The sequence below is a fragment of the Microbacterium sp. ZW3a genome (assembly GCF_057167165.1).
Genome location: NZ_CM169903.1, coordinates 2405483 through 2428623 on the forward strand (window position 1 = coordinate 2405483; position 23141 = coordinate 2428623).

17 protein-coding genes are annotated in these 23141 nt (G+C 70.7%); 4 read left to right on the forward strand and 13 right to left on the reverse strand.

Annotated features, from left to right (window positions below; genetic code table 11):
• Positions 1 to 12 precede the first annotated feature (12 nt).
• On the forward strand, positions 13 to 1620 hold the full coding sequence (cydD, locus tag ACU6WY_RS11350) for a thiol reductant ABC exporter subunit CydD (RefSeq protein ID WP_483821913.1): 1608 nt from the start codon (positions 13 to 15) through the stop codon (positions 1618 to 1620).
• A gap of 32 nt (positions 1621 to 1652) precedes the next feature.
• The gene (gene cydC / locus ACU6WY_RS11355; RefSeq protein ID WP_483821914.1) at positions 1653 to 3305 is read left to right on the forward strand and encodes a thiol reductant ABC exporter subunit CydC; all 1653 of its coding nucleotides are present in this window, start codon (positions 1653 to 1655) and stop codon (positions 3303 to 3305) included.
• 9 nt (positions 3306 to 3314) lie between these two features.
• Here cydC and ACU6WY_RS11360 read toward each other — a convergent pair whose 3' ends face one another.
• Entirely contained in the window at positions 3315 to 3701 is a 387-nt protein-coding gene (locus ACU6WY_RS11360) for a hypothetical protein (protein WP_483819756.1), read from the reverse strand.
• Between the two features lie 188 nt (positions 3702 to 3889).
• Between ACU6WY_RS11360 and ACU6WY_RS11365 the strand changes: the two genes are divergently transcribed.
• Both ACU6WY_RS11365 and ACU6WY_RS11370 read left to right on the forward strand, forming a co-directional pair.
• On the forward strand, positions 3890 to 4033 hold the full coding sequence (locus ACU6WY_RS11365) for a hypothetical protein (protein ID WP_483819757.1): 144 nt from the start codon (positions 3890 to 3892) through the stop codon (positions 4031 to 4033).
• A gap of 174 nt (positions 4034 to 4207) precedes the next feature.
• Entirely contained in the window at positions 4208 to 5767 is a 1560-nt protein-coding gene (locus tag ACU6WY_RS11370) for a VWA domain-containing protein (protein WP_483819758.1), read from the forward strand.
• 3 nt (positions 5768 to 5770) lie between these two features.
• On the opposite strand, the gene ACU6WY_RS11375 is transcribed toward ACU6WY_RS11370, so the two are convergent.
• From ACU6WY_RS11375 to ACU6WY_RS11430, 12 genes are all read right to left on the reverse strand, one after another.
• Positions 5771 to 6742, reverse strand: coding sequence for a variant leucine-rich repeat-containing protein (locus ACU6WY_RS11375; protein ID WP_483819759.1), 972 nt, complete (start codon positions 6740 to 6742; stop codon positions 5771 to 5773).
• A complete protein-coding gene (locus ACU6WY_RS11380; RefSeq protein WP_483821915.1) occupies positions 6742 to 7896 on the reverse strand; it encodes a DUF805 domain-containing protein in 1155 nt (384 codons plus the stop codon). Before ACU6WY_RS11380 ends, ACU6WY_RS11375 begins: the two co-directional genes overlap by 1 nt.
• A gap of 47 nt (positions 7897 to 7943) precedes the next feature.
• Complete coding sequence (locus ACU6WY_RS11385; RefSeq protein WP_483819760.1) at positions 7944 to 9248, reverse strand: hypothetical protein; 1305 nt, start codon at positions 9246 to 9248, stop codon at positions 7944 to 7946.
• Positions 9249 to 9315: 67 nt separating this feature from the next.
• Positions 9316 to 9612, reverse strand: a complete 297-nt coding sequence (locus ACU6WY_RS11390) for a WXG100 family type VII secretion target (protein WP_483819761.1) — start codon at positions 9610 to 9612, stop codon at positions 9316 to 9318.
• Between the two features lie 59 nt (positions 9613 to 9671).
• Positions 9672 to 14180, reverse strand: a complete 4509-nt coding sequence (locus ACU6WY_RS11395) for an FtsK/SpoIIIE domain-containing protein (protein WP_483819762.1) — start codon at positions 14178 to 14180, stop codon at positions 9672 to 9674.
• Positions 14177 to 14926: an FHA domain-containing protein gene (locus tag ACU6WY_RS11400; RefSeq protein WP_483819763.1), complete on the reverse strand. Its 750-nt coding sequence runs from the start codon at positions 14924 to 14926 to the stop codon at positions 14177 to 14179. The genes ACU6WY_RS11395 and ACU6WY_RS11400 overlap by 4 nt, the downstream gene beginning before the upstream one ends.
• Positions 14923 to 16506, reverse strand: a complete 1584-nt coding sequence (locus ACU6WY_RS11405) for a serine/threonine-protein kinase (RefSeq protein ID WP_483819764.1) — start codon at positions 16504 to 16506, stop codon at positions 14923 to 14925. The genes ACU6WY_RS11400 and ACU6WY_RS11405 overlap by 4 nt, the downstream gene beginning before the upstream one ends.
• Entirely contained in the window at positions 16503 to 17834 is a 1332-nt protein-coding gene (locus ACU6WY_RS11410) for an FHA domain-containing protein (protein WP_483819765.1), read from the reverse strand. Before ACU6WY_RS11410 ends, ACU6WY_RS11405 begins: the two co-directional genes overlap by 4 nt.
• Positions 17821 to 18654 carry a PP2C family protein-serine/threonine phosphatase gene (locus ACU6WY_RS11415; protein ID WP_483819766.1) on the reverse strand — a complete coding sequence of 278 codons (834 nt, stop codon included), beginning with the start codon at positions 18652 to 18654 and terminating at the stop codon, positions 17821 to 17823. The genes ACU6WY_RS11410 and ACU6WY_RS11415 overlap by 14 nt, the downstream gene beginning before the upstream one ends.
• Positions 18651 to 20921, reverse strand: coding sequence for a transglutaminase-like domain-containing protein (locus ACU6WY_RS11420; protein WP_483819767.1), 2271 nt, complete (start codon positions 20919 to 20921; stop codon positions 18651 to 18653). Before ACU6WY_RS11420 ends, ACU6WY_RS11415 begins: the two co-directional genes overlap by 4 nt.
• Positions 20922 to 20932: 11 nt before the next feature.
• Positions 20933 to 22150, reverse strand: coding sequence for a DUF58 domain-containing protein (locus ACU6WY_RS11425; protein WP_483819768.1), 1218 nt, complete (start codon positions 22148 to 22150; stop codon positions 20933 to 20935).
• Positions 22147 to 23121, reverse strand: coding sequence for an AAA family ATPase (locus ACU6WY_RS11430; protein ID WP_483819769.1), 975 nt, complete (start codon positions 23119 to 23121; stop codon positions 22147 to 22149). The genes ACU6WY_RS11425 and ACU6WY_RS11430 overlap by 4 nt, the downstream gene beginning before the upstream one ends.
• Positions 23122 to 23141 lie beyond the last annotated feature (20 nt).

Consider the following 23141-nt stretch of genomic DNA (forward strand, 5'->3'; position numbering starts at 1 on the left):
GCGGCCGCCCCGATGCGCCCCGTCGACCCCCGCCTCGTGCGCTATGCGTCCGCGGCCCGCGGGTTCCTCGCGATCAGCGCCGCCATCGTCCTGGCCCAGACCGGCGTGATCGTCGGGTTCGCCTGGACGCTGACCTCGGCACTGGTCGGGGCGATCGAGGGGCGGCCGCCGACGGAGCTGTGGGGATACATCGGGGCGGCGGCATCCCTCGTCTTCCTGCGGGCACTTCTGATCGTCGCCTCCGAGCGGGTGTCGGCGAACGGAGCCGCCGCCGCCTCGCGGCAGCTGCGCGAGCGCCTCGTCGCCGCCGTCGCCGCCCTCGGCCCCGCGTGGCTCGCGCGCCGGAACGCGGCGAGCCTGTCGGTGACGGCCGGGCACGGACTCGAGGCCCTCGATGCCTACTTCGGCCGCTACCTCCCGCAACTGGTCGCCACGCTCATCGCCATGCCGATCCTCATCGGGGCGATGGCGCTCGCCGACCCCCTGTCGGGGCTGATCGTGGTGCTGACCATCCCCCTGATCCCGGTGTTCATGGTGCTCATCGGCCTGGCCACCCGCGCGGTGCAGAAGATGCAGTACGACACCCTGGGGCATCTGGCCGCGCGCTTCGCCGACACCGTGGAGGGGCTCGGCACCCTCAAAGCGTTCGGACGCGATCGCCGTGCGGCGGACTCGATCGAGCGGGTCACCCGCGACTACAAGCGCGAGACGATGACGGTGCTGCGCGTGTCGTTCCTCTCGGGATTCGCCCTGGAGTTCCTGGCATCCATCTCGGTCGCCATCATCGCCGTGACGATCGGGTTCCGCCTGCTCGCGGGCGACCTCAGCCTGCTCGTGGGGCTGTTTGTGCTGCTCCTGGCGCCCGAGGCGTACCTGCCGCTACGCCAGGTGGGCGTGCAGTTCCACGCGGCGTCCGAGGGCGTCGCCGCAACCGCCGAGATCTTCGACGCGCTGGATGCCGCCCGCAGCGCGGAACAGCCGGATGCCGCCGACCCCGGCGCCGGCACGACGGTGGAGCTGCGCGACGTGCGCGTCGACCGCGGCGCACACCGCCTGCCGCGGGTGTCGCTGTCGGTCGGCCCCGGAGAAGTCGTGCTCGTGACGGGACCGAGCGGAGCGGGCAAGTCGAGCCTGCTCGCCGCGCTCCTCGGGTACGCCGCGCACGACGGCGAGGTGCGCGTGGACGGGCGTCCCGTCGCGCACGCGCGCGCCGCGGTGGCGTGGGCGGGTCAGCGGCCGGGCCTGATGTCGGGCACGGTGTCTGAGAACGTCGCCCTCGGCTCCGCCGCCGACCCGGCTCGGATCGCTGCGGCCCTGGCCGACGCGGGCGCGGCCGACCTCGACCCCGGCACCCCGCTCGGCGCCGGTGGGGCGGGCCTGTCGGGTGGGCAGGCGCAGCGGGTGGCGGTGGCGCGCGCGCTGTACCGCTCCCGCGTGGCGGGGGCGCGCGTGCTCGTCCTCGACGAACCCTCCAGCGCCCTGGATGCCGAGACCGAGGCGCACGTGTGGCAGACCCTGCGGCGCGAAGCCGACGCGGGCGCGGGCGTGCTCCTGGTCTCGCACCGGCGGTCGGCGCGCACGATCGCCGACCGCGTCGTGGAGTTGGAGGCGGCCTCGTGAACGCCCGGGTCCGCGGCATCCTGCGCTCGGCGATGCCCTCGCGGCGCCGGTTCGCCCCCGCCGTGCTGTCGGGGTTCGGCACCGCCGGGAGCGCCGTCGCCCTCCTCGCCGCGAGCGCATGGCTCATCGCGCGGGCGGCCGAGCAGCCGCTGGTGATGTACCTCTCCGCCGCGGTGGTCGGGGTGCGCGCGTTCGCGCTCTCGCGGGGAGTCTTCCGCTACCTCGAGCGACTGACCGGTCACGACGCCGCGCTCGACAGGCTCGCCGGAGTGCGTGCAGATCTCGTGCGGGAGCTCGTTCCCCTCGCGCCCGACGGGCTGGCCCGCGCCCGGCGGGGCGGACTGCTCTCGGGCCTCATCGACGACGTCGAAGAACTGCAGAACCTCCCCCTGCGCGTCGTGCTGCCCCTGTCGGTGGCGGCCGTGACGGCGCTCGCCGCGGTCGGGTTCACCGCCGTCGTGTCGTGGCCGGCCGCGCTCGCGCTGCTCGGGTGCCTGATCGTCGCGTTCGCGGTGTCGGTCGCCCTCGGCTGGGCGGCCGGATCCCGCGCGGAGCGGTCGATCGCTCCCCTGCGGGCGGCGGTGGCCGACGCCGTGCACGACCTGCTGACGAACCTCGACGTGCTCACCGCCTACGGGGCCGTGGATGCCGCGCGCGAGCGGGTGCGCCTCGCCGATGCCGCGCTCCGCCGGGCGGTCGTGCGCCGCGGGACCGCGCAGGGGCTGACCTCGGGCACGGTGTCTCTGCTGGCCGGGCTTGCGTCGCTCCTGGCACTGATCGTCGCCGCGCCCGCCGTCACCGGCGGGACCCTTTCGGGCCCGGGCCTCGCCGTCGTCGTGCTGCTGCCGATGGCCGTTTTCGAGGTGTTCGGCCCCGTGCCGCTCGCGCTGGCCTCGTGGCGGCAGGTGCGCGCGGCCGCTGAACGCATCGCCGCGTCCGTGCCCGACGAGATCCCCGACGGGCTCCCCCGCGACGAGCCGTCGCCGACCGGTGCCGCCCCCGCGCTGGGCTCGGGGATCGAGCTCCGCGACCTGCACGCGCACTGGCCCGCCCGCTCCGACGCCGCGCTCGACGACACCGGTCGCATCACCGACGTGACGCTCCGCGTGGGCCCGGGCGAACGCGTGCTCGTGACCGGCCCGAGCGGCGCAGGAAAGACCACGCTCGCGCACGTGCTCGTGCGCTTCCTCGACTACGGCGGGTCCTTCACCATCGGCGGGATCGAGGCGCGCGCGCTCGCCGGCGACGACCTGCGCCGCACGATCGGACTCGTCGAGCAGTCGCCGTTCCTGTTCGACGAGTCGGTGCGACAGAACCTGCTCTTCGCCCGCGACGACGCCACCGACGCCGACCTGCACGCCGTCCTCGCCCGCGTGGGCCTGGACACCTGGGTCGCCGAGCGCGGCGGACTCGACGCCCGCGTCGGCGACCGCGGCGTCCTCGTCTCGGGCGGACAGGCGCAGCGCCTCGCCCTGGCCCGGGCGCTGCTGCGCGACTTCCCGGTGCTCGTGCTCGACGAGCCGACCGCGGGCGTCGACCCCGCGGCATCCGACGCCCTTCTCCGCGACCTGCTCGGCGCCGTCGACCGCGATCGCGCGGTCGTGCTGGTGTCGCACGTCGACGTGCCCGCCGACGCGATCGACCGCACCGTACGGCTCGAGGAGGGGCGGGTGGTGGTCGGCTGAGGCGGGCTCTCAGAACGCGTCGAGTCCCGTGAGGGCGCGTTCGAGATTGTCGGCCGACAGCGTCACCAGCTCCATCGGGCGCACCAGTTCGTTGATGTCGAGATTCTCCAGCGCCACGACGTTCTTGAGCGTCAGCAGATCGCCCACCTTCGCCAGGCCCCCGACGACGATGTTCTCGACCTGCGCCAGCGCACCGCGGAGATTGATCGAGTCGATCGACCCGATCACCGATTCCACCGTCAGCCACTCTTCGCCGTTCAGGGTCTGACGCGAGAGGAACACCACCTGCGAGCGCGAGTCGTCAATGGTGAAGGCGACCTTGACGATGCCCTCCCCGATGTCTTCGGCGGAGTAGTTCGCCAGGATGTACGCGCGCACATCGATCCACGTGGCCATGACCGGTCCCTTTCGTCGGCTCGGGACTCTCCCGTGCTGTTGCAACGACGATCACACGACCGCCGCATCGCTGCCCATGGGGACACCTCCCCATCGGGCGGGGAACATTCCCCCTGGCGCCCCTCGGGCGCCGCATTGCACCGTAGGCGGCGACGGGGGGAACGACCTCCCGCGGAAAGGAAACGGCGATGTTCAAGACCGAAGCCTCCAAGGTCCAGAGCGGCAACTGGAACCTCCAGGCCAGTTGCTCGCGCGGACACACGGTCTTCAAAGACCAGATGCACGCCTCGGATTCCTACAAGTGCCCGTACTGCGGGCACGACGTGTACTGAGCGCGAAGGGGATCTCTCCCCATCGACGCCGTCCTTGCCACCGTGGGAGCCTGGCGTCGAGCGCGCCCCGCGGGCGCGGCGAAGAGGGGGCCGCGAATGCAGACTGTTCCAACGACTCGGCGGAGACCGTTCGCGTCGCGCCGGTGGGCGCACGTGCGAACAGGCGTCGTCGCTGTGATCGCGACCCTCGGGTCGCTTCTCGTGGTCACGCCCGCGGGGGCGGTCGAGTCGGCCTCGACCGACACGCCCGCCCCCGTGGTGTTCATCGTCGACGCCTCCGGCTCCATGACCCGCGACGCGGGCGGGCGCACCCGAATGACCGTCGCGCAGGAGGCGACCCGGGCAGCCATCGCCGCGCTGCCCGCGGAAACGCCGACGGGCCTGCTGGTCTTCGGCACGGGCACCGGCAACGACGACAGCGAACGAGCCGCCGGATGCCAGGACGTCACGACGCTCTCGCCGCTGCGCCCGGTCGATCCCGCGGCGCTGGGCGCGGCCGTCGACGGCATCCGCGCCTCCGGGTTCACGCCCATCGGTCCTGCCCTGCGCACGGCGGCGGAGATGCTGCCCGCCGATCGCGCGGCGAGCATCGTCCTCGTCTCTGACGGGGTCGACACGTGTGCGCCGCCCTCGTCCTGCGAGATCGCCGCCCAACTGCACCGCGCCAGTCCGCTGCTGTCAATCCACGTGGTCGGCTTCGGCGTCGACGACGACGAAGAGGCGCAGCAGCAGATGACGTGCATCGGCGGCGTCGGCGGCGGCACCGCCGTCTCGGCATCCGACCCCGCACAACTCTCGGCCCGCCTGCGCGCGGCGGCCACCGCCACGCAGAACGACGGCACGCTTGGCATCCGCGGAATGAACGGTGTCGAGCTGGGCATGACGCTGGCGCAGGTGCGCGCCGCCGTCGACGGCACCCGCGTCGGGCGGTCGTCGACCGTCGACGGCGTCGAGGTGATCGAGGTGGACTGCGGGTGGGGAACCGTGCAGCTGCGCAACGGCCGCGTGTTCTCGATCACCCCTACCGACCCGGCGGTCAGCACCGCCGAGGGGATCCGCCCGGCGGACGGCCTCGACGCCTTCACCGGCCTGTACGGTCCGAGCCGCCCCCTGGCCGACGGGACCGTCGTGTTCCCGGTCGCCCCGAACAGCGCCACCGGCTACCGCGTCGAGACCGACGGCTCCGGCCGGATCATCCGCATCGTGGTGTGCCGCTGCGTTCCGCTCGAGAGCACAGATGTCCCGTCCACCTGGGAGATCGGCTTCGACGGCATCGGCCCCCTGACCCTGGGGATGAGCCTGAGCGACGCCCGGTCCGCCGTGCCCGGGCTCACTCGGCACGACGACGATGTCTGGGTGCTCGACGCCCCGAGCGGCGCGCCCCTGATCTCGGCGGGATTCGTCGATGACCGCCTGGCGGTCGTGCAGACGGGACCGAGTTCGGGCATGGCCGCGGACCTCCGCTCGATCGCCCCGCGTGCCCGCGGGATCATGATCGGCGACTCGGCAGCACTCGTGACCGACGCGTTCCCGGGCGGCTCGATGTCGGAAGTGCAGATCGCACCGGATGCCAACGCCTACCTCGTCACCGACCGCACCGGTCGCGTGATGCGGTTCCGGCTCTCCTGGAACACCCCGATCAACCAGGACGGCGTCGGGTCGATCCGCGTCGAGGACGCCTCGCTCACCCTGCGCACCGACGTTCGGGAGAGCTTCGGGCTGTTCCTTCCGTGAGGCTCAGCGATACCCGATCTTCTCGGTGAGCGCCTCGTGGGCCCGCTCGATCCGTGCGGCGAGGAGATCCGCGAGGCGCTGGGCATCCTCGGCGGGGATCGTCCCCTGCGCGTCGATGGTGAGCACGACGTTGCCGTCGTGCCCGACGGCAACGGTGCGCGGACCGAATCCCTCCGCCCCCTCCAGCACCGCCACCACCACGCCCTCGCCGGCGCGCGCGAGGACCGACAGCTGCCACTCGATCGACGACGTGCCGATCTGGCCGAACTCGAATCGGGCGCACTCGTCGGTGTGGTCGGCGAGGTCAGAGAACCACGCGGCCGCGAACTCCGGCGTCGGGAACTGGCGAACGGTCATCGCGTCGACGGTGTAGCCCGACCCGTTCCATTTCCACGACCGCGATCCCACGACCGCGCCCTCGTCCGGCAGGAGCCAAGCGCCGCACACGTCCGGCAGCGCCGAGGCCCCCTCGCTCTCCCCGAGCACCTTCAGCGCAGAACTCGCCTCGCCCGCCGCCGCCGCGGGGACGAAGGGGGCGAGCTCGGCCCCGTCGAGCAGGAACATTTTCAGCTCGTCGCCGATGTAGACCGGCGGCCCGTCCAGACGGCGCTCCCCCAGAATCGACGGGGCGCTCGAGGCGTCGGGCACCGGCGCCTCTGCCTCCGCCGACGGCGCAGACGGGGCCGCCGTCGACAGCACCGCGGCCAGAGCCGTGCCGGCCCCACCCAGCACGACGGCACCCGCCACCGCAGCGGCGATGATCCAGCCCCGTCGCGGATGCGTCGACGACCGGTCGGCGTCGAGAGGTGAGTTCGCCCGGACCGCATCGGCCCACGCGCGCAGGTCGTCGTAGCAGTGGGGGTGGCGGGCGATGGCATCCGCGAACTCGGGGTGAGCACGAGCGATCGCGGCGAGGTCCGCTGCCGACGTGGCCGGGTCGTGCAGACGCCGCCACGCCGCGTCGCGCTCGTTCATCATCCCCGCTGGAGCCGGACGGCGTAGTCCCCCAGCAGAACGGTCGCACCCGTCGGAACCACGACGGCAAGACCCGGAGCGGCCGCGACGGCGGGGCTTCCCGGCACCTCGACGCGCGTGCCGTTCGTCGAATGCAGATCGGTCACGGAGACGGACCCACTCGCGATGTCGAACCGCGCGTGGGTCTTGGACATGGAGCGGGCCGGATCATCGACCGGCACGAGCACCCCGCCCTGCTCGGAGACAGGGTCGCGCCCGAGGAAGACCGCCCCCTCGACGGCGATGCGTCGACCGTCGGGCAGGTCTATCCTCCATCCCCTCCCCGCGAAGGACGTCGCCACTCGTGTTTGCTCGAGGTCGGGCTCGGGCTGGGGGGCGAATGCCGGCGCGGGAGGGACGGGAACGGCCGGGATGCCCGGGATGCCGGGGATCGGCGCGACGGGAGCCGGGGGGCCCGACAATGCCGCGGGCGCGGGAGCCACGAGCGCTGCGGGGGCGGCCGAAGCGGCGGGGGCTGCCGATGCCGGCGCAAGCGGAGCGCCACCGGAGAAGGGCGACACGGACAGCGCAGGCGGAAGCGGCGGAGGGGGAGCGAGCGGCGCGCCCCCGGCGAACGACGGAGCCGGGGGCGCGGGCGGCGCCGGGATCTCTCCGTAGGTGGACGTCGGCGCGGGAGGTACGGGGGGAAGCGGCGGTTCGGACACCGATGCGAGATCGAACCGCGCGCCCTCGGGACGAGCGGGCTGGGTGAGCATGACGAGGAGGATCAGCCCTCCGACGAACGGGATGACCGAGAGAAAGTACATTCCGCCGGGCTGGTTGGCGTCGTGCAGGCGTCGAATCGATACCGCGATCGAGGGAATGAACACGGCCAGTGCATAGATCGCGGCGACCGCCAGGAGCAGCCCGGAGATCACGCTCACCGACGAATAGGCGGAGTAGTTCCCCGAGTTCAGCACCGCGGCAAGCCCCGCCGTGCTGATGATCGTCGACAGCACGTAGAGCGCGACGATGAGAGCGGAAGTCAGCAGCCATGCTTTCCAGAACTCGGCCCGACTGGCCCGCCCCGTGAAGGTGAAGCCCTTCTTCCAGAATCGCTGATAGGCCTCCCCGAACGTCGCATCGGGGGCGGGTCGGTCCATCGGGACAGTCATCACGAGGGGCTCCTCATCGGTAGGGACGCGGGACACCGGAGCTCCGCTCACGCGGAGGATTCGGCGTCGTCGGGGACGGACAGGTCGGGCAAGGTGATCCTCCGGATGCCGTCACGCGCCGTCGACTCAGCGACGCCCGTCGCGGTCGGATCGACAGCGTCCGGCAGATCGATGATCGTAATGTCGAACCGGGCGTCGGAGGTCGCCACCCCCGTCACCACCGGATCGGGCGCATCCACGATCTCGAACGTCGAGATATCGAAGCGTGCGTCCGATACCGCCTGCCCGGTGAAGATCTCCTCCGGCGGGTCCTCCCACACCACGATCGGACGCGGCCGGCTCGTACGGTCGATCGAGTACGGCAGCGGGCTCGGCCGCAACAGCAGACTCTCCCGCAGCGCCCGCGCGGATGCGGCCAGCTCGGCGTCCGCGGCGACGTACTTGTCGTACGTGTCCATGACGAGCGCGCACAGATCGTTCAGGACAGCCTGGCCGACATCCGCGAGCAGGCGGACGATCGCGCCGACCGACCACTCGATCACTTCTCTGAGCTGGGAACGCAGGAGCGAGTCGCGCTCGGCCACGCCCTGGTAGTCGGGTTCGGTGAACTCCTGGTGCCCGGCATGGCTGTCGAACATGCCGAGCTTGCTCTCGAGTTCGTCGTAGGCGTTGCGCAGGGTCTTGGTCGCTTCGACCACGTCGTGATAGTCGATGTAGAGAGCCCCGGCCGTCGAGGTCGTCGCGCCCCGCACGAATGCGTTGGCGACGATGTCGGCGGCGATGTGGTCGACGATCGCCTCGCGGATGCGGGCGAACATGATCTCGATCGGCCCGATCACGAAGGTCTCGAACGCGTCGCCGAAGGCCTTCATCGCGGCGCTGGCGAACGACTGCGCCGCCTCCTGAAAGGCGAGGCGCAAGAAGACCCTCATCGTGGCCACGCGTCCGGCGGCCACCGCCGTCCCCGGCCCCGGCACGGCCAGCGCGACGAGGTCCACCGCGACGTTCACCGACAGGATGCTGATCAGGGTCAGCTTGTAGGACGTGATCACGTTGCTCGTGACCGTTGCACCGGCGCGCACCGCATCTCCGGCCGCCTCGATCACGGGGAACACATCGCTATTGCAGACCGCCGCCCATTCCTCCGTCAGAGCGTCGAAGGCATCCGATCGAGACCGATCCGAGAGCATGCTCAGCAGGCCGTCGACGGCGCGACCGAAGTCGGTGACGGCCGTGCACAGCGAGTCGAAGTCTTCGCCGAACTCGGCGATCGCTCCTTCGTCGATGTCGGGCCACGGAAGGCCGTAGAGCGTGAAGGCGAGGTCGAGCGGCGGCATGACGATGATGGCCATGTTCTTCTCCAGGTGTCCATGTTTCTGGGCGAACCGAGTGGCGTGAGGCCTCGGCCTCGCCCGGAGCTCAGCCGCGGATGGCGTTCGAAAGGTCGCTGTCCGTGGCGGCGAGAACGTCGGCCGCCTGCTCGAGGTATGCCGCCAGCCCCTCCAGGGCATCGACGGCCGTGCGCGTGCCGTCGGTGAACTGCTGGTACTGGTCCTGGTACGTGACCGACGCGAGGTCGGTGACGAAGCCCGACTCGACGAGCCCGTTGATGAGAGTGCTGAGTTCCGAGAGCGTGCTGTTGAGCTGCTCCTGGCCGTTGCGCAGCTGACCAGCCGCGTTGCGCATCTCTTCATAGCTGACGTTGACGTTCGACATGTCTTCTCCTGGTGTGTGATGTGGTGTCCGCCGAGCGACGGGACGTTGTTGGCCTCAGGTTAGGGAGCGCCCGTCGAGGGCGGCAATGGGGACCAATCCCCTGTGGCGAGGGGGAGTTGAACCTTGACGGCACGGCCGCCGTGCGCCAACATTCCTCGGCCCACCGGGAACTCGGTACGTTGCGAACGCGGGAACGTGGTCCGCAGGATCGCATCGCCCTCCACCCAGTCGGGCTGCAGGAGGAACCCGCGGCGGGTGTTCTTGAACTCCGTGTAGAGCGGGAAGATCGATCCCCAGGACGACGTCTCGGACTCGCCGACGAAGACGTGCTCCGAGTGGCGGAGCCGCTTGAGCAGTTCCACGAGCGGCGCATCCGCGGGAGTGTTGACGAGATCCCCGACTCCCTCGATCACGAGCGCCATCCGGCGCTTCCGCTCCCCCGACTTCAGCGCCGCGCTCAGCTGCTTGGCCATGTCGGCGATCTCTTCGGGCGTCGTCAGCGCGAGCGTCCAATCGAACTGCGAGGGCACGAGAGATCGACGGACACCGACGTACATCATGATCAGATCCGGACTCCAGCGTCGCAACGCGTGGGCGACGGCGAGGACCGCGTTCGTGCGCCCACTGCCCGGCCCTCCACCGATGAGGAAGCCTCCGGTGGCATCGAAGCCCACAGGCTCGAGCGTCTCGTCGCTGAGCCCCAGTACCGGGAGCCCGCCCACCTCGGAGGGAAGGGCCGTAGCCGGGTACTCCGTCGGCAGGACGCGGATCCGCGGAGCGGGAGTCCGATCCTCCCGGGCGAGCGCACGCGCGAACTGCCCGATGGCCCGGGACTGATCGGCGACGTTGCCCGAGCCGCCGAACACGGCGATCTGAGTGTCGAACCCGTCGATGACAGCGCGCCCGGGCGGCGCACCGTCGAGCACGTCCGGGGCCACACCCAGCAGGCGATAGGCGTTCTCTTCGGCCAACCGCAGCACGATGCGACGCGGGACGCTCGCGGTGATCGACGCGGAGATACTGCCCGGTCGATCCGCCGTGAAGACCACGTGGATGCCGAGCTGCCGCCCCTCGCTCATCAGCTGCTGGAGCACCCCGAACCATGCCGCGCGCGGCCCGACCACCTCGTACGCGTCCCGGAAGGCGGGCAGGTTGTCGACGAGCAACAGGATCCTCGGCTCGTGGGGCTTTCCCGCCGCCGTGCGATAGTCGGCGATCGATCCCACGTTCACCATCGGGAAGGCCTGCGCACGCGCGGCCGCGAGGTCTTGCAGCATGCGCAACAGGCGCACGACGCGGTCGTGCTCATCACCCCCCACGACAGCGCCCACGTGCGGCAGGTCGGCGAGCATCTTCAACCCGCCGGCGGCGAAGTCCAGCGCATACACGTGGACGGGGCCCCCGCGCGGAGTGATCCCGGCACTGACGGCCAGCGTGCGCAGGACGACGGTCTTGCCCGACCCACTCGTCCCGTACACGGCCAGGTTGCCGTCGACGTCGGGGAGGAAGCGCACGGTTCGCTGCTCCTGGTCGTCGGGCAGGTCGGCGACGCCGAGCACGAGTTCACGGTCGGTGCGCGCACCCAGCTTGGACAGGTCGTAGGCGGAGCTCAGCTCGGCCAACCACGGCTTACGCGGAGGGGGCACCTGCGCCTCGTGCGCGGCCGCGACGATGACATCCACGAGGCGCACCTGATCGGTCGGCCCGGGCGCCGCGGGAATCGACCGGGGTTCCTCCGGGCGCGTCCACGTCGTTTCCGCACCGAAGCCCAGCTGGTGGATCACCACGGCGTTCCCCCGCTCGGGCACCGCCCCGGTGCGCCCTCCGGCGTACGCGGACTGGAACGCGGTCAGTCGCCCCGGCCCCGACTTGGCGATCCCACGGCCGGGGATACCGGGGTCCAGGTGAGCGGCGACCGGTGTTCCGATGACATCGGTACTGTCTGACTCGTCGGCGGCACGCAGAGCGATGCGCAGGTTGGTGTTGGCGCGGATGTTGTCCTTGATGACTCCCGCCGGCCGTTGAGTCGCGAGAATCAGATGGATGCCGAGGGAGCGTCCCCGCTGCGCGATGTCGACGACGCCTTCCACGAACTCCGGGACCTCTTTGCTCAACGCGGCGAACTCGTCGACGACGAGCACGAGCGCGGGCGGAGCGTCGTGGTCTCCCCGCCGCTCGAGCTCGAGCAGATCCTTGACCTTCTTCCGGTTGATGAAGTGCTCGCGGTACCGGAGCTCGGCGCGGAGGCTCGTCAGAGCCCGGCGCACCAGATGGGGACTGAGGTCGGTCACGAGCCCGACCGAGTGGGGCAGGCGCACGCAATCGGCGAAGGCGGCGCCGCCCTTGTAATCCACGAACAGGAAGGTGACCCGGTCGGGGCTGTATTCCGCGGCCATCCCGAGTACCCACGACTGGAGGAACTCACTCTTGCCCGCTCCGGTGGTGCCGCCGACCAGCGCGTGCGGACCCTGAGTACGCAGGTCGAGGTGCATGGCATCCACCCCCATCTGACCGACCAGTGCGCGCAGCGAGCCGGCCCGAGCCTTCGCCTGCGGAGCGGCGGTCCGGTCGTGGAGCGATTCGTTCTGTCGCCATCGCTCCACGACGGTGGACGGGGTCTCGATGATGTCGGTACCCAGGAGGGTGACGAGAGACACCTCCTGGGGCAGATCACTGGCATCCGAAACCACGGCGGCCGAATCGACGAGGGGGGCCAATGCCCGCGCGAAGACCTCGGCGTGGTCGCGATCGACACCCTCCGTCTGCACACCGGTGACCACGCGTCCGTGTCGGACGAAGCCGACACGGGCGGCGTCCAGACCGTGGGTGACGTCGATGAAGGTGCGACACACCGCCGGCAGGGAGACCTGGTCGGCTGCGAGCCAGATCGGGACGATCCCCGTCAGCGACGATGTCTCGGCCACGCGCAGCAGACGCGCGCGGTCGACGACGGCGTTCTCGGTCACCACGACGATGACGATCGGCGGTGAAGGCGGACCGTCCGGCGTCGGCCCACCCAGCCGCCCCCCACGGGAGGTCGCCGACAGATCGTCGTCGAGCGGACCGTGCGGCGGCAGCGGGTCGTCGGCGCGGCGCCCGAGTCGCTGTGCGACCAGGCCCTCCAACTGCGACAGCACACCCGCGATCGTCGGTTGGGAATCCGCCAGACGGATGCCGTCGATGGGGGGCTGCGCGGGGCTCGTGTGCGGGAGCCACCGCAACCACTCCAGTTCGGCCCGCTCCTCGGGACTGGTCAGGGCCACCACGTTCACTTCGGCGGGAGAGTGCAGCCCCAGCAGTTGCACGAGGATCGACCGCAGCACGTGCGGCCCGAACTGTGCACCGATGATGCCCAGAGCGCCCGAGACCGGCAGGGACTCCAGCACCGGGACGTTCGGAACCGCCGCGAACCGCTCGACGAGCGCATCCAGTCGCCGTGACAACTCCGGGATTCCGTCATCGACGTCGGGAGGTGGCGCCACGCGCGAGCGCGAGGGCATCGTGGCCACACCCAGACGCACGGTGAGGAAGGACCAGTGCTCCGGACGCCGTGCCCACAGCAGCGGACCGCGCGCCAGGGCTGCCGCGTAGACCTCGGCCGTCGAGGGCGCTTCAGCTCGGCGCAACTCCACTTCCTCGGCGGTCTCTTGCGCGAGAGTCTTCTCGAGCGAGGCCAGCTGGGCCTCGAACTTGCCCAGGTCGGTGCGCTGGCTGCGCTTGTTCTTCATCCGCCCGTTGAAATAGTTCGCGGCCATCATCATGGGCGCCATCGCGACGAACAGGAGCGACAGAGCGCGATTGGTGATGAGGAACATCGCCAGCCCGAGGGCGATCGGGGCGATGAGCATGATCCAGCTGAACACCGGCGGCGTGGGGCTGACCGGCACCTGCGGTCGCGGATGCACGCGCTCGGCGAAGCGGATCTCCACGCGCGGCGAGCGAAGGAAAGGCTCGACGCCGCCGCTCACGCGCTCGCGCGGTGGAAGAAGAGACACGACCGGGGCAACCGCGATCGTGGTGTCGCCGATCTGCGCGTACTGACCGGTGGCGAGGACGACACGCGTGACGCGCACCCCGTCCACGAGGATGCCGTTTGCCGAGTTGAGGTCGACGAGTTCGATGCCCGTGCCCACTTCGATACGGGCGTGACGCTTGGACACGAGCGGATCGGTCACGACGACATCGACGGCGGGGTCTCGTCCGATAACGGTCTCGCCGAGCGCCAGCGGAAAGGAGCGACCGCTATCCGGGCCCGCCACGACCGTCAGCACCGCCGCGGCCGATCCCCCCACGCTCTCGGGTTCGGCCTCAGCCACCGAGATCGTGGCTCCGGAGGCTATCGCCGCTTCGCCGACGGCGCGCGTGGCGGGGAGAAGGGTGTCTCGCCCCGTGAGCGGCGTGTGCACGCGCAGAGTGACGCGGCGACCGAATCGCGATCGGTCCGCACCCGTGGGATCGGTGTCGATCAGTTCACGGGCGATCTCTCCGATCGTCGCCGTCGCCTCGGCGGTGATGACAACCGGGACGACATCGCCGCCCGATCGGTGATAGGCAACCTTGATCTTCACGATGCCGCGTCCTCCGCCTGAGTCGCATCAATATCGAGGAGCGCGAGATCGGCACGGGTGACCACGCGCGATGCGATCGCGTACTCGACGAGCCGGATGCGCCGATTCGTGGCATAGGCGCGGACTCCTCCCCGCAGCCCCTGGACGCCCAGCCGATCGAGCTTGTCGCAGACGTTGTCGAGCTTGCGGTTGAAGCGCGTGATCGCCCATCCGAGGCGCGCGGCGGCCCGCGCGCTGGTGGGGATCTCTCCCAGCCCCGTGCCTTCGCGCAGCAGGAGCGGTTCGGCGAGCGCGACGATGAGTTGCCGTTGCGACAGGGTGAGCGTGACCTCGCCCACGGTCGTCGATCCTTCGCTCGCGGTGGGCTGGGTCTCGCTGAAGACCGGTTCGGCCACGAGCAGCGTGATCTCATACGTCGTCGGTCCAGCGCTGAAGACGACCGTCGTCCGGCCGAAGACGAGGGGGAGCCACGCACCGGGGGCGAGCCACGACTGGAGCCGGCCGGCGCCGTCGCTCACGGTCACAGCGAGGCGGGAGCCGACGTTGCGCAGCATCCACAGCCCCTCGAACTGCGCGATCTCCAGGAGCCTCCGGTGAAGGAACGGGTTGTCGTCGATGGCGAGGTCGGCTTCGCGCCCCACCGTGAAGGTCTGCCCGGGCGCCACACGCATCCATTCGCCGCAGTACTCCACGTGCACGGCCGCGTCATCGAAGCCGATTTCGGCGGGGAGCGGGATCGGGGTCATGTCGCACACCTTTCGGCACCGTCAGCGGAGGATCGTCCGTCGGCCCGGCGCAGAACCACCTCGATGCACGGTGCAGCGGAACCCGTGGCCGGGACCGTCACGCGGGTTTCGGCGGTCTCCTCGAAGTCGTGCTCCTCGCCCGGGACGACGGGACGCCAGAGATACAGGTCGCCCGACGCGGGCGCGGGATTGGTCCAGGAGAAGACGGCGGTGCCGTCCGTGACGACGCCGGTGAGGTCTGACACCAGGGGGGTCGACGACGCCGGCGTGGGCGCGGCATCCACCGGGTCGATCGAGATCGCCGGACGAGGACTCTCGACCTCGTCACGGGGAATCACGACCGCGGCGACGGCTACCGCGGCAGCAACGGCGACGATCACCCCGGTCGCGGCGAGGAGACCCCAGCGGGGCTTTCGTCGGGCGGGGACGGGAGCGGACGCGACATCGCCCACGCGCTCGGAAACCAGCGTCGGCGTCGGCACCGGCCCGAGGGACGTCTCGGTCGGCTCCGAGGACGGGACGAACACGGGGCGTCCGGCCCCCGCCGTTGACGGCATCCGGGAGGCGTCGATGGTGTCGGCGACGACCGGGCTGCCCCCCACACGGGAGATAGTGGGCGCAGAAAAGGAGGGCGGGGCCGTCGGCGCTTGCGCGTCGATCTGTTTCACCTCGCGATGCCGCGTACCGGGACCGTCCTCGTCCGGGACGACGGGCGCGATCTCCTCCTCTTCGACGGTGAGCTGGGTTACTCCCAACTTCAGGAGGATCTGCACGTGTTGCAGCGCCCGGGCGAACTCGAGTGCGCTGGCGTATCGATCCCGCGGGTTCTTCGCCATCGCCCGAGCCATGACCGCCTCGAACGCATCCGAGACATCCGGGCGCCCGATGGGCGGCAACGGCATGGTCTCGATACGGCGCATCATGTCCAAATCACCGTTGGAGGCACCCGAAATCTGGAACGGACTGCGGTTCGCCACCAGCGTGTAGAGGGTCGCCGCGAGGGAATACACATCGGATGCCGGGCTGGCCGTGCCACCGAATGATTCCGGGGGCGACCACGGCACGCTCAACCCCGCCGACGCGCTCGAACTCGATCCGGCGATCCCGAAGTCGGAGAGCTTGGGCCTGTTGTACGCGCCGCCCAGGATGTTCGCGGGCTTGATGTCGCGGTGCAGGATGCCGGCGCGGTGGGCCATCTCGACGGCACCGGCGATCTGAACGCCGTAGTCCAGCGTCTTCGCCTCGGAGAACGGCTGGCGCGAATGCTGGATCTGCAGGTTGGGGCCGGGGCAATACTCCATGATCAAGTAGGGGCGCCCATCGTCGGAGACCGACGAATCGAAGATCTGGACGATCGAGGGGTGGCTGCCCAATTCGGCCATGAGATTGGCCTCGTCGACGAAACGCCGCTTCGATTCGTCATCAAGACGATCACGCAGCATGACTTTGACCGCCACCTTGTTGCGCGGGTATTCCCGCTGGTACAAGAACACGTCGGCGAACCCGCCGGTGCCCAGCGGCTCGAGGTAGGTGTAGCCGGCGAGAACGGGCGGATCCGCGGCCGGACGGCGGCCGCTCACGGGAGCCCCTCGAAGTCGAGCATGACTCCGTCACCGAGGTCGAGCCTGTCCCCCGCCACCAGCAGCGTCGCCGCGAGGGGGTGAAGGCGAAGAGGATCCACACCGATGCGAAGGAGATAGGTGCCGTTGGTGGAGTTCAGATCCACCGCGAGAACGTTGGGCCCCTCGACGCGGATCTCGACGTGTCGGCGGGAGATCTCGGAAGCCGGACCCGACACGGCGACCATGTGCGGGAGCGTCCCGGTCGCCCGCACCACGCTCGGCTGGGATCCGATGACGGCTCCGCGATCGAGGAGGTACCGCGCGCCCGTCGAGGTGATCATGGTCGGCACGCCCCGCTCCCCGGATGGCGGAGAGGGAGTCTGGGCAGCCAGGCGCCGAAGCTCCTCCCCCGAAATCGTGCGGCCGTCGTGGTCACCGAGCCGCGGCGGAACGACGGCCGTGCCGGCGCCGGGGATCGACCCGATGAAGGAGGGGGCGGGGACCGCCTCGTCGATGTCGCTCTCCGTCGGACGGACGGCGGCATCCTCGATCGACCCGGCTCTCGTGTGTCCGAAGAGCAGCTCGTGCAGGGTGGAGGTGTCGTCGCCGACGACCGATGAACCGACGGCGGGAGACGGAATCTCCGGTGACTCCGCCCTCGAGTCGATCGGGCCGCTGGTGTCTTCCGCGATCGGGGGCTGTGTCTCGACCGAGACGACCGCGGGGTCCGGGGCGGACGGAACGGCCGGCGCGGAAACGGGCGGAGGCTCCAGTGCGGGCTCCGGCTCCGGTGCGGGCTCCGGCTCCGGTGCGGGGTCGGGCGCGGGCGCGGGCGCGGGCGTGGGCGTGGGCGTGGGACGCACGGTGGACACGACCGGTCGGCTCTCGCCGGGCGCGGCGTCGTCGAACGCCCAGGACACGCTGGTGGCCAGCACCAGCCCGTCCTTCACCGGCAGAAGACGGCGCGAGACGGTCGCTGCGCGGGCGCCGATCTCGGCGCGCACCACGCCCGGTAACGCGCGTTCGGTCCAGAACGTCCCGGGCTCCGCGACGATCTCGGTCGTAACACCGGCGGCGCTCTCCACGCGGACATACACGTCGCCTCGGACGATCACGCGGGACTCACCGGAGAGGGTCGGAACGATCAGGGCGAAGGTGGGGAGTTCGACCGCGAACGAGGCCCCGAACGCCCCGACGAGCGTCCCGATCACCGCCTCGACACCGGCGGAGGTCGACAACGCCGTCCACACGCGCTCGGCGATGCTGTCGTCGAGCGGCGGGGCGAGCAGAGCCACACCGCTGGGAGCGATCGCCCCGTGCCAGGTTCCGGGCTCATATGACGACATCGGATGTTCCCTCTCCCGCATGACGCGGCGACATGTGCGGTCTCACCGGAACCCGCGGGACGGTGCTTTCGTTCACGTCGAACTCCCCCACGAACGAGGAGTCGACGACCACAACGGTGACGTTGTCCTTGCCTCCCCGGCGCAGAGCAGCCTCGACGAGTCGCTCCGCCGCTGCTTGAGCGTCGGATTCCTCCATCAGCACGCGATGGATGTCGTCGAAGCCGACTTCCTTGTTCAGACCGTCGGAACAGATCATCATGCGGTCACCGGGCGCCATCGGAAGGAGCCAGTAGTCGGGCACCCCCGTGGACCCTCCGCCGACGGCGCGGGTGACGACGTTGCGCTGAGGATGCCGCTCCGCCTCGGCCGCATCGATCTCGCCCGCGTCGATCAAGCTCTGAACAGCCGAGTGATCGATGCTGATCTGTTCGAGACGTCCGTCCAGGAGCCGGTACGTGCGAGAGTCGCCGATGTTCAACACCATCCAGTACGGCTCACCCACCTGCTCGCACACGGCGATGCCCGAGAGAGTCGTACCCGCCGCCGAAACGCGGGTCGCGATCGATCGCACGCTGCGGGCCGCTTCCGCGAACGCGTCCTGGACGTCGTCGACGGTCACGATCTCGCGTCCGACGAGGGCTCTGAATCCGTCGATCGCCCGTCCGCTGGCGACCGCCCCTGCTTCGTGCCCTCCCATGCCGTCGGCGACGAGGAAGATCGGCGCCTCTGCGAGGTAGGCGTCTTCGTTCACGGCGCGCCGCAGACCGGTGTCCGAACTCGCCCCCCACTCGAGGTGGACGGTGCCCGAGGATTCGCTCATCGTCTCCTCCGCCCGCCGAGGCGCCGCACTCGCGCACGCACGCTCTCCCACACGGACGCGGGAAACAGCCGCGACAGCACCCGACGCCACCACGGCACGGCACGGCGGATCCCCCCGGAGGCACTGGCGACATCCGCCCAGAACGCCGCCGCTTCGTCGTCGGCGGGATGTCCGCCCCCGAAGACGGCCGCGTCGGCTCGGACGGCGAGCGCCCCGACACCGGCCGTCGGGAAATGCGCGTCCAACGCGACGCCCTGCTCACGGCGGGTCGCCCCGGCCGCGACGCTCGCCCCGTTATCGCGCGCAGTGTCCACGAGCTCGGCCCATCCGCCCGAAACCCGCTCGGCCGGGTCGTCGGCCGAGGCCCGACGACGACGTCGGCGAGCTCGGGCGAGGCCGAGCAGCAGAGACGGCGCGAACAGGACCGCGACGGCGCCGAGCGACCATCCGGCGATCTGCAGGACCATCCAGAGCCATCCCAGATCCGCCTGCTCCTCGCTGTCGCGGGCGTCCTCGACCGGCGGCGCGGGCGGCAGCTGTGCGGGTTCCTGAGGCTGGGCCGGGGGCTGGGCGACCTGGACACGCGGCTTCTGCCGCTCCTGCGGTGTCTGTTCCTGCGGCACCTTGTCTTCGGCGGGGGTGGGCCAGAACGGCACCCAGCCGTATCCGTCGAAGGGCACTTCGACCCAGGCATGCAGCTCTTCGCCCGTGAGTTCGAGCGTGCCGCCGGGAAGTCCTTCGTTCTTGCCGGAGAACCCCATGACCACACGCACGGGGATCCCGAGCTGCGCGACCATGAGCGCCATCGCCACGGAGTACTGTTCGTCGTCGCCCACCATCTGCGGCTGCGAGAAGAGATCGCTCTCCCGGGCGAGGGTATGGCCTGAGCGTGAAGCCACTTCGCCCTCGAGCCCGTGCGAGAAGAACCCGTTGGTCTGGAAGTACGCCTCGATCGCACGCACCTGCGCGGCCGGTGTCTCAGCGCCCGCGGTGGCCACATCGACAGCCGCGACAAGGTCATCGGGCACCCGCTCCGGAGCGGGCGTGGTGATTGGCGCGATCGGCGCCGCATCCAGCTGCTCCGCGGTCGGCAGAGTCGGCACGATCGTCTCGAAGCCGTAGGTGTCGCCTTCGCTCAGCCCCGAGGTCACCAGCGCGGTACCCGTCGCGTTGTTGTAATGCAGCGCGCCGTCGCGCTCGACGGCATCCGTCCCGTCGAAGGAGACCGAGGTGAGATAGCCGACGGTCGGCATCCATACTCCCCGCATCGCGCCCACCGTGACCTCGACACGGGCGGGGTCGCCGGATGTCGCGGGCTCGAGGCGCCGCCCCACCCGGGAGAACGTGCCGGCCCCCGAGCCGGCACCCGAGACCGAGTAGACGACACCGTCATACGCGTCGAGGGTCGCCAGGCGGATGCGCGCTCCCTCCGGGAGACCGGAAACGGTGAACAGGGTGCCGTCGTCGGCGTCCTTCGTGTACTTGCGGAACCCCGTCAGAGGAGACGCGTAGTCGTGCAGCTCCAGCGGAGGCACGACGTGGTCGCGCACGACCTGACGATCCCCGAGCGGCGCGGCTGTGGCGGCCGCGGTCCCCACCGCTCCCGCTCCGACGACGAGGGCCGCGATCGAGACGGCGGCCACCGCGGGCACCACCGCCGTGCGTGACGGCTGCGCTCCGGCATCCTCCCCACGATCGATCTCGGCGGACCGCAGGCGCGAGCGCCACACCGACCAGAGGAGGGCGACGGCTCCGAAACCGCCGCCCACGAGCGCCGGCGCGACGCTGTCGAAGGTCGACAGGGCGATGGATGCCACCAGGAGCGCCGCGGGAGCGAGGAGAGCGACGGGAGCGCGACGCGTCCGAAGAGCCGCGGACACCGACACGGCCGACACGATCAGTCCCAGAAGGAGCGGGAGGACGTACATCGACTCGACCCCGACGAAGGGGGGCGGCAGAGTGACCGACTCCTTCCACACCCGCGCCGCTCCGGTGGCCAGGTCCGTCACCGTCTCGACGGTCGGGACGAAGCCCCACAGCGCGCGGGAAGGGAACGCCAACGCGCTGCCGACCAGGAAGTACGCCAGCACCACCGACGCGGCCAGCACGATCACCGGCCACCGGCGCACGGCTCCGACGACGGCCAGCGCCGCGCCGACGAGGATCGCGCCGCCCGCCGTCACCCAGAACATCGCGCCGCCGTATGCCGACCACAGCGGGATGAGGGCGATCGCCCCCAATGCCGCCATCGCGACAACGTCGACCACCCACCGCCGCGTCACGTCGCCACCGCCCGCATGCCCGCCGGAAGCTGATCGAGGTCGGCGATGTCGACGAGGGTGAGATCACCGATCGCGCGCCGAGCCGGCTCCTGCCCGGTCGTCGCCCGCACCGCCACGGTGCGGGCCGTGGCGGGAGCACGCAGCGAGGCCGCCCGCAGATCGGCGAGCGCCCCGATCTTCCCCGTGACGAAGACGACGACCGACGCACCCGGCGCCGCTGCGGCGATGGAACGGGCGGGGTGGGCCACTCCGGTTGCACGGGGGGTCGCCTCGATCGCCGAGAGGGCGTCCATGAAGCCCCGCTCCCCGGGCGCGGTCAGCGCTCCATCGTGCGTGAGGACGGTGACGGTCTTCCCGCCACGCAGCGCCGACAGACCCACCGATCCGACGACCGACACGGCGAGTTCGAACTCGTCGTCGTCGGCGTAGTCGTCGAGGTCGGTGGAGAGCACCAGCAGCAAGTGCGAGCGGCGCGTCTGCTCGAACTGACGGATCATGAGCGTCTGGGTGCGGGCGGTCGAGATCCAGTGCACGTGCCGCAGGTCGTCGCCGGCGGCGTACTCGCGCAGTGCGTGGAACGACATGTCGTCGTCCGCGAGTTCGCGCGTGTACAGCCCCTCAAGATCACGCAGGAGGCCGGTCGTCTCACTGTCGAGGGTCACCACGCGCGGGTGGACGTACAGCAGTTCGGGCTCGGTCCACGCGATCTCGCGCCGCAGAGCACCGAGGGGATCGCTGCGCACGGACGTCACCGGCCCGAGCGTGAGGACGGCCCGCCGCCGCGTCGGCACGGTGAACAGCTCGTCGTGTTCTTCTCCCGGCGCCAACCGCGGCATCCGGAACCAGGGCCGGGCCATCCCCACCGGGAGCTCCACGCGCGTGGCCGGCGAGGTCCGGCGACCGGCACCGCGCACGACGAGACGGCCCACCGCACGCTCCCCCACCCGCACACGGTGGGCCGCCAGCTCGATCTCCACCGCGTACACAGGGCGGAGCAGAACGAAGGGAACCGCGCACGCGAGGATGGCCGCGGCTCCGATGCCCAGCGCCGTCACCTCGCCCCATCCGAAGACCGTGCCCGCGGCGAGCGCGATCACCGCCACGAGCGCCAACGTCCACCCGAGCGCGGATGCCACCCGCAGGCGCGGCGCGATGACAACGCCCAGACGGCGCAGGGCGTCACGGGCGAGCGAGAGCGGGCGGCGGAGGGTCATGCCGCGGTCGTCCGGGACTGCGGGGCGCTGACGGCGGCAAGCGCCCGCTCGACGACACCCGCGGCGGTCGAGCCGGCGAACTCTGCCTCGGGGTCCATGACCAGGCGGTGCTCCCAGACGGGGCCAGCGAGGGCCTTGATGTCATCGGGGAGGACGTATCCACGACCGTCGGTGGCCGCCCACACCTTGGCGGCGCGGATCATGCCGAGCATCCCGCGTACCGACACCCCGAGGCGCGTGCTGGGGTCGTTCCGGGTCTCCTCCGCGAGTTGTGCGACGTACCGCAGCACGGCCGGGTCGACGTGGACGGACGTGAGCAGTTCGGTGATCTCGGCCACCATCGACGTCGTCACGATCGAGGTGAGGGCGGCGGATCGGTCCTTCACTGCGGCGCCCGAGAGAATGCGTTCGGCGGCGGCGAGATCGGGATAGCCGATGCTGGTCTTGATGAGGAACCGGTCGAGCTGAGCCTCGGGGAGCTTGTAGGTGCCCGCCTGCTCGATGGGGTTCTGCGTCGCGATGACCAGGAACGGCCGCCCCACCGGGTGGGGCGTGCCCTCGACGGTGACGCGCCCCTCCTCCATGACCTCGAGCAGAGCGGACTGCGTCTTCGGCGAGGCGCGGTTGATCTCGTCGGCGAGCACGATCGAGGCGAAGATCGGCCCCCGTCGGAACTGGAACTCCCCCGTCTTCTGGGCGTAGATGACGGTGCCGGTGACGTCGGAGGGCAGCAGGTCGGGCGTGAACTGGATGCGGCTGTTCGAGCCCTGCACGGTCGCCGCGAGCGCCTTGGCCAGCTGCGTCTTGCCCGTTCCGGGCGCGTCCTCCAGGAGCACGTGACCTTCGGCGAGGAAGGCCGTCAGCACCAGACGCACGACCCCGGGCTTGCCGAGGACGGCGAGCCCGACGTTGTCACTGAGCTTCTGGAACGTGTCGGCGAACCAGGTGATCTGTTCTTGGGTGATTGTCATTGTCTCGACCTCTCCGTGCC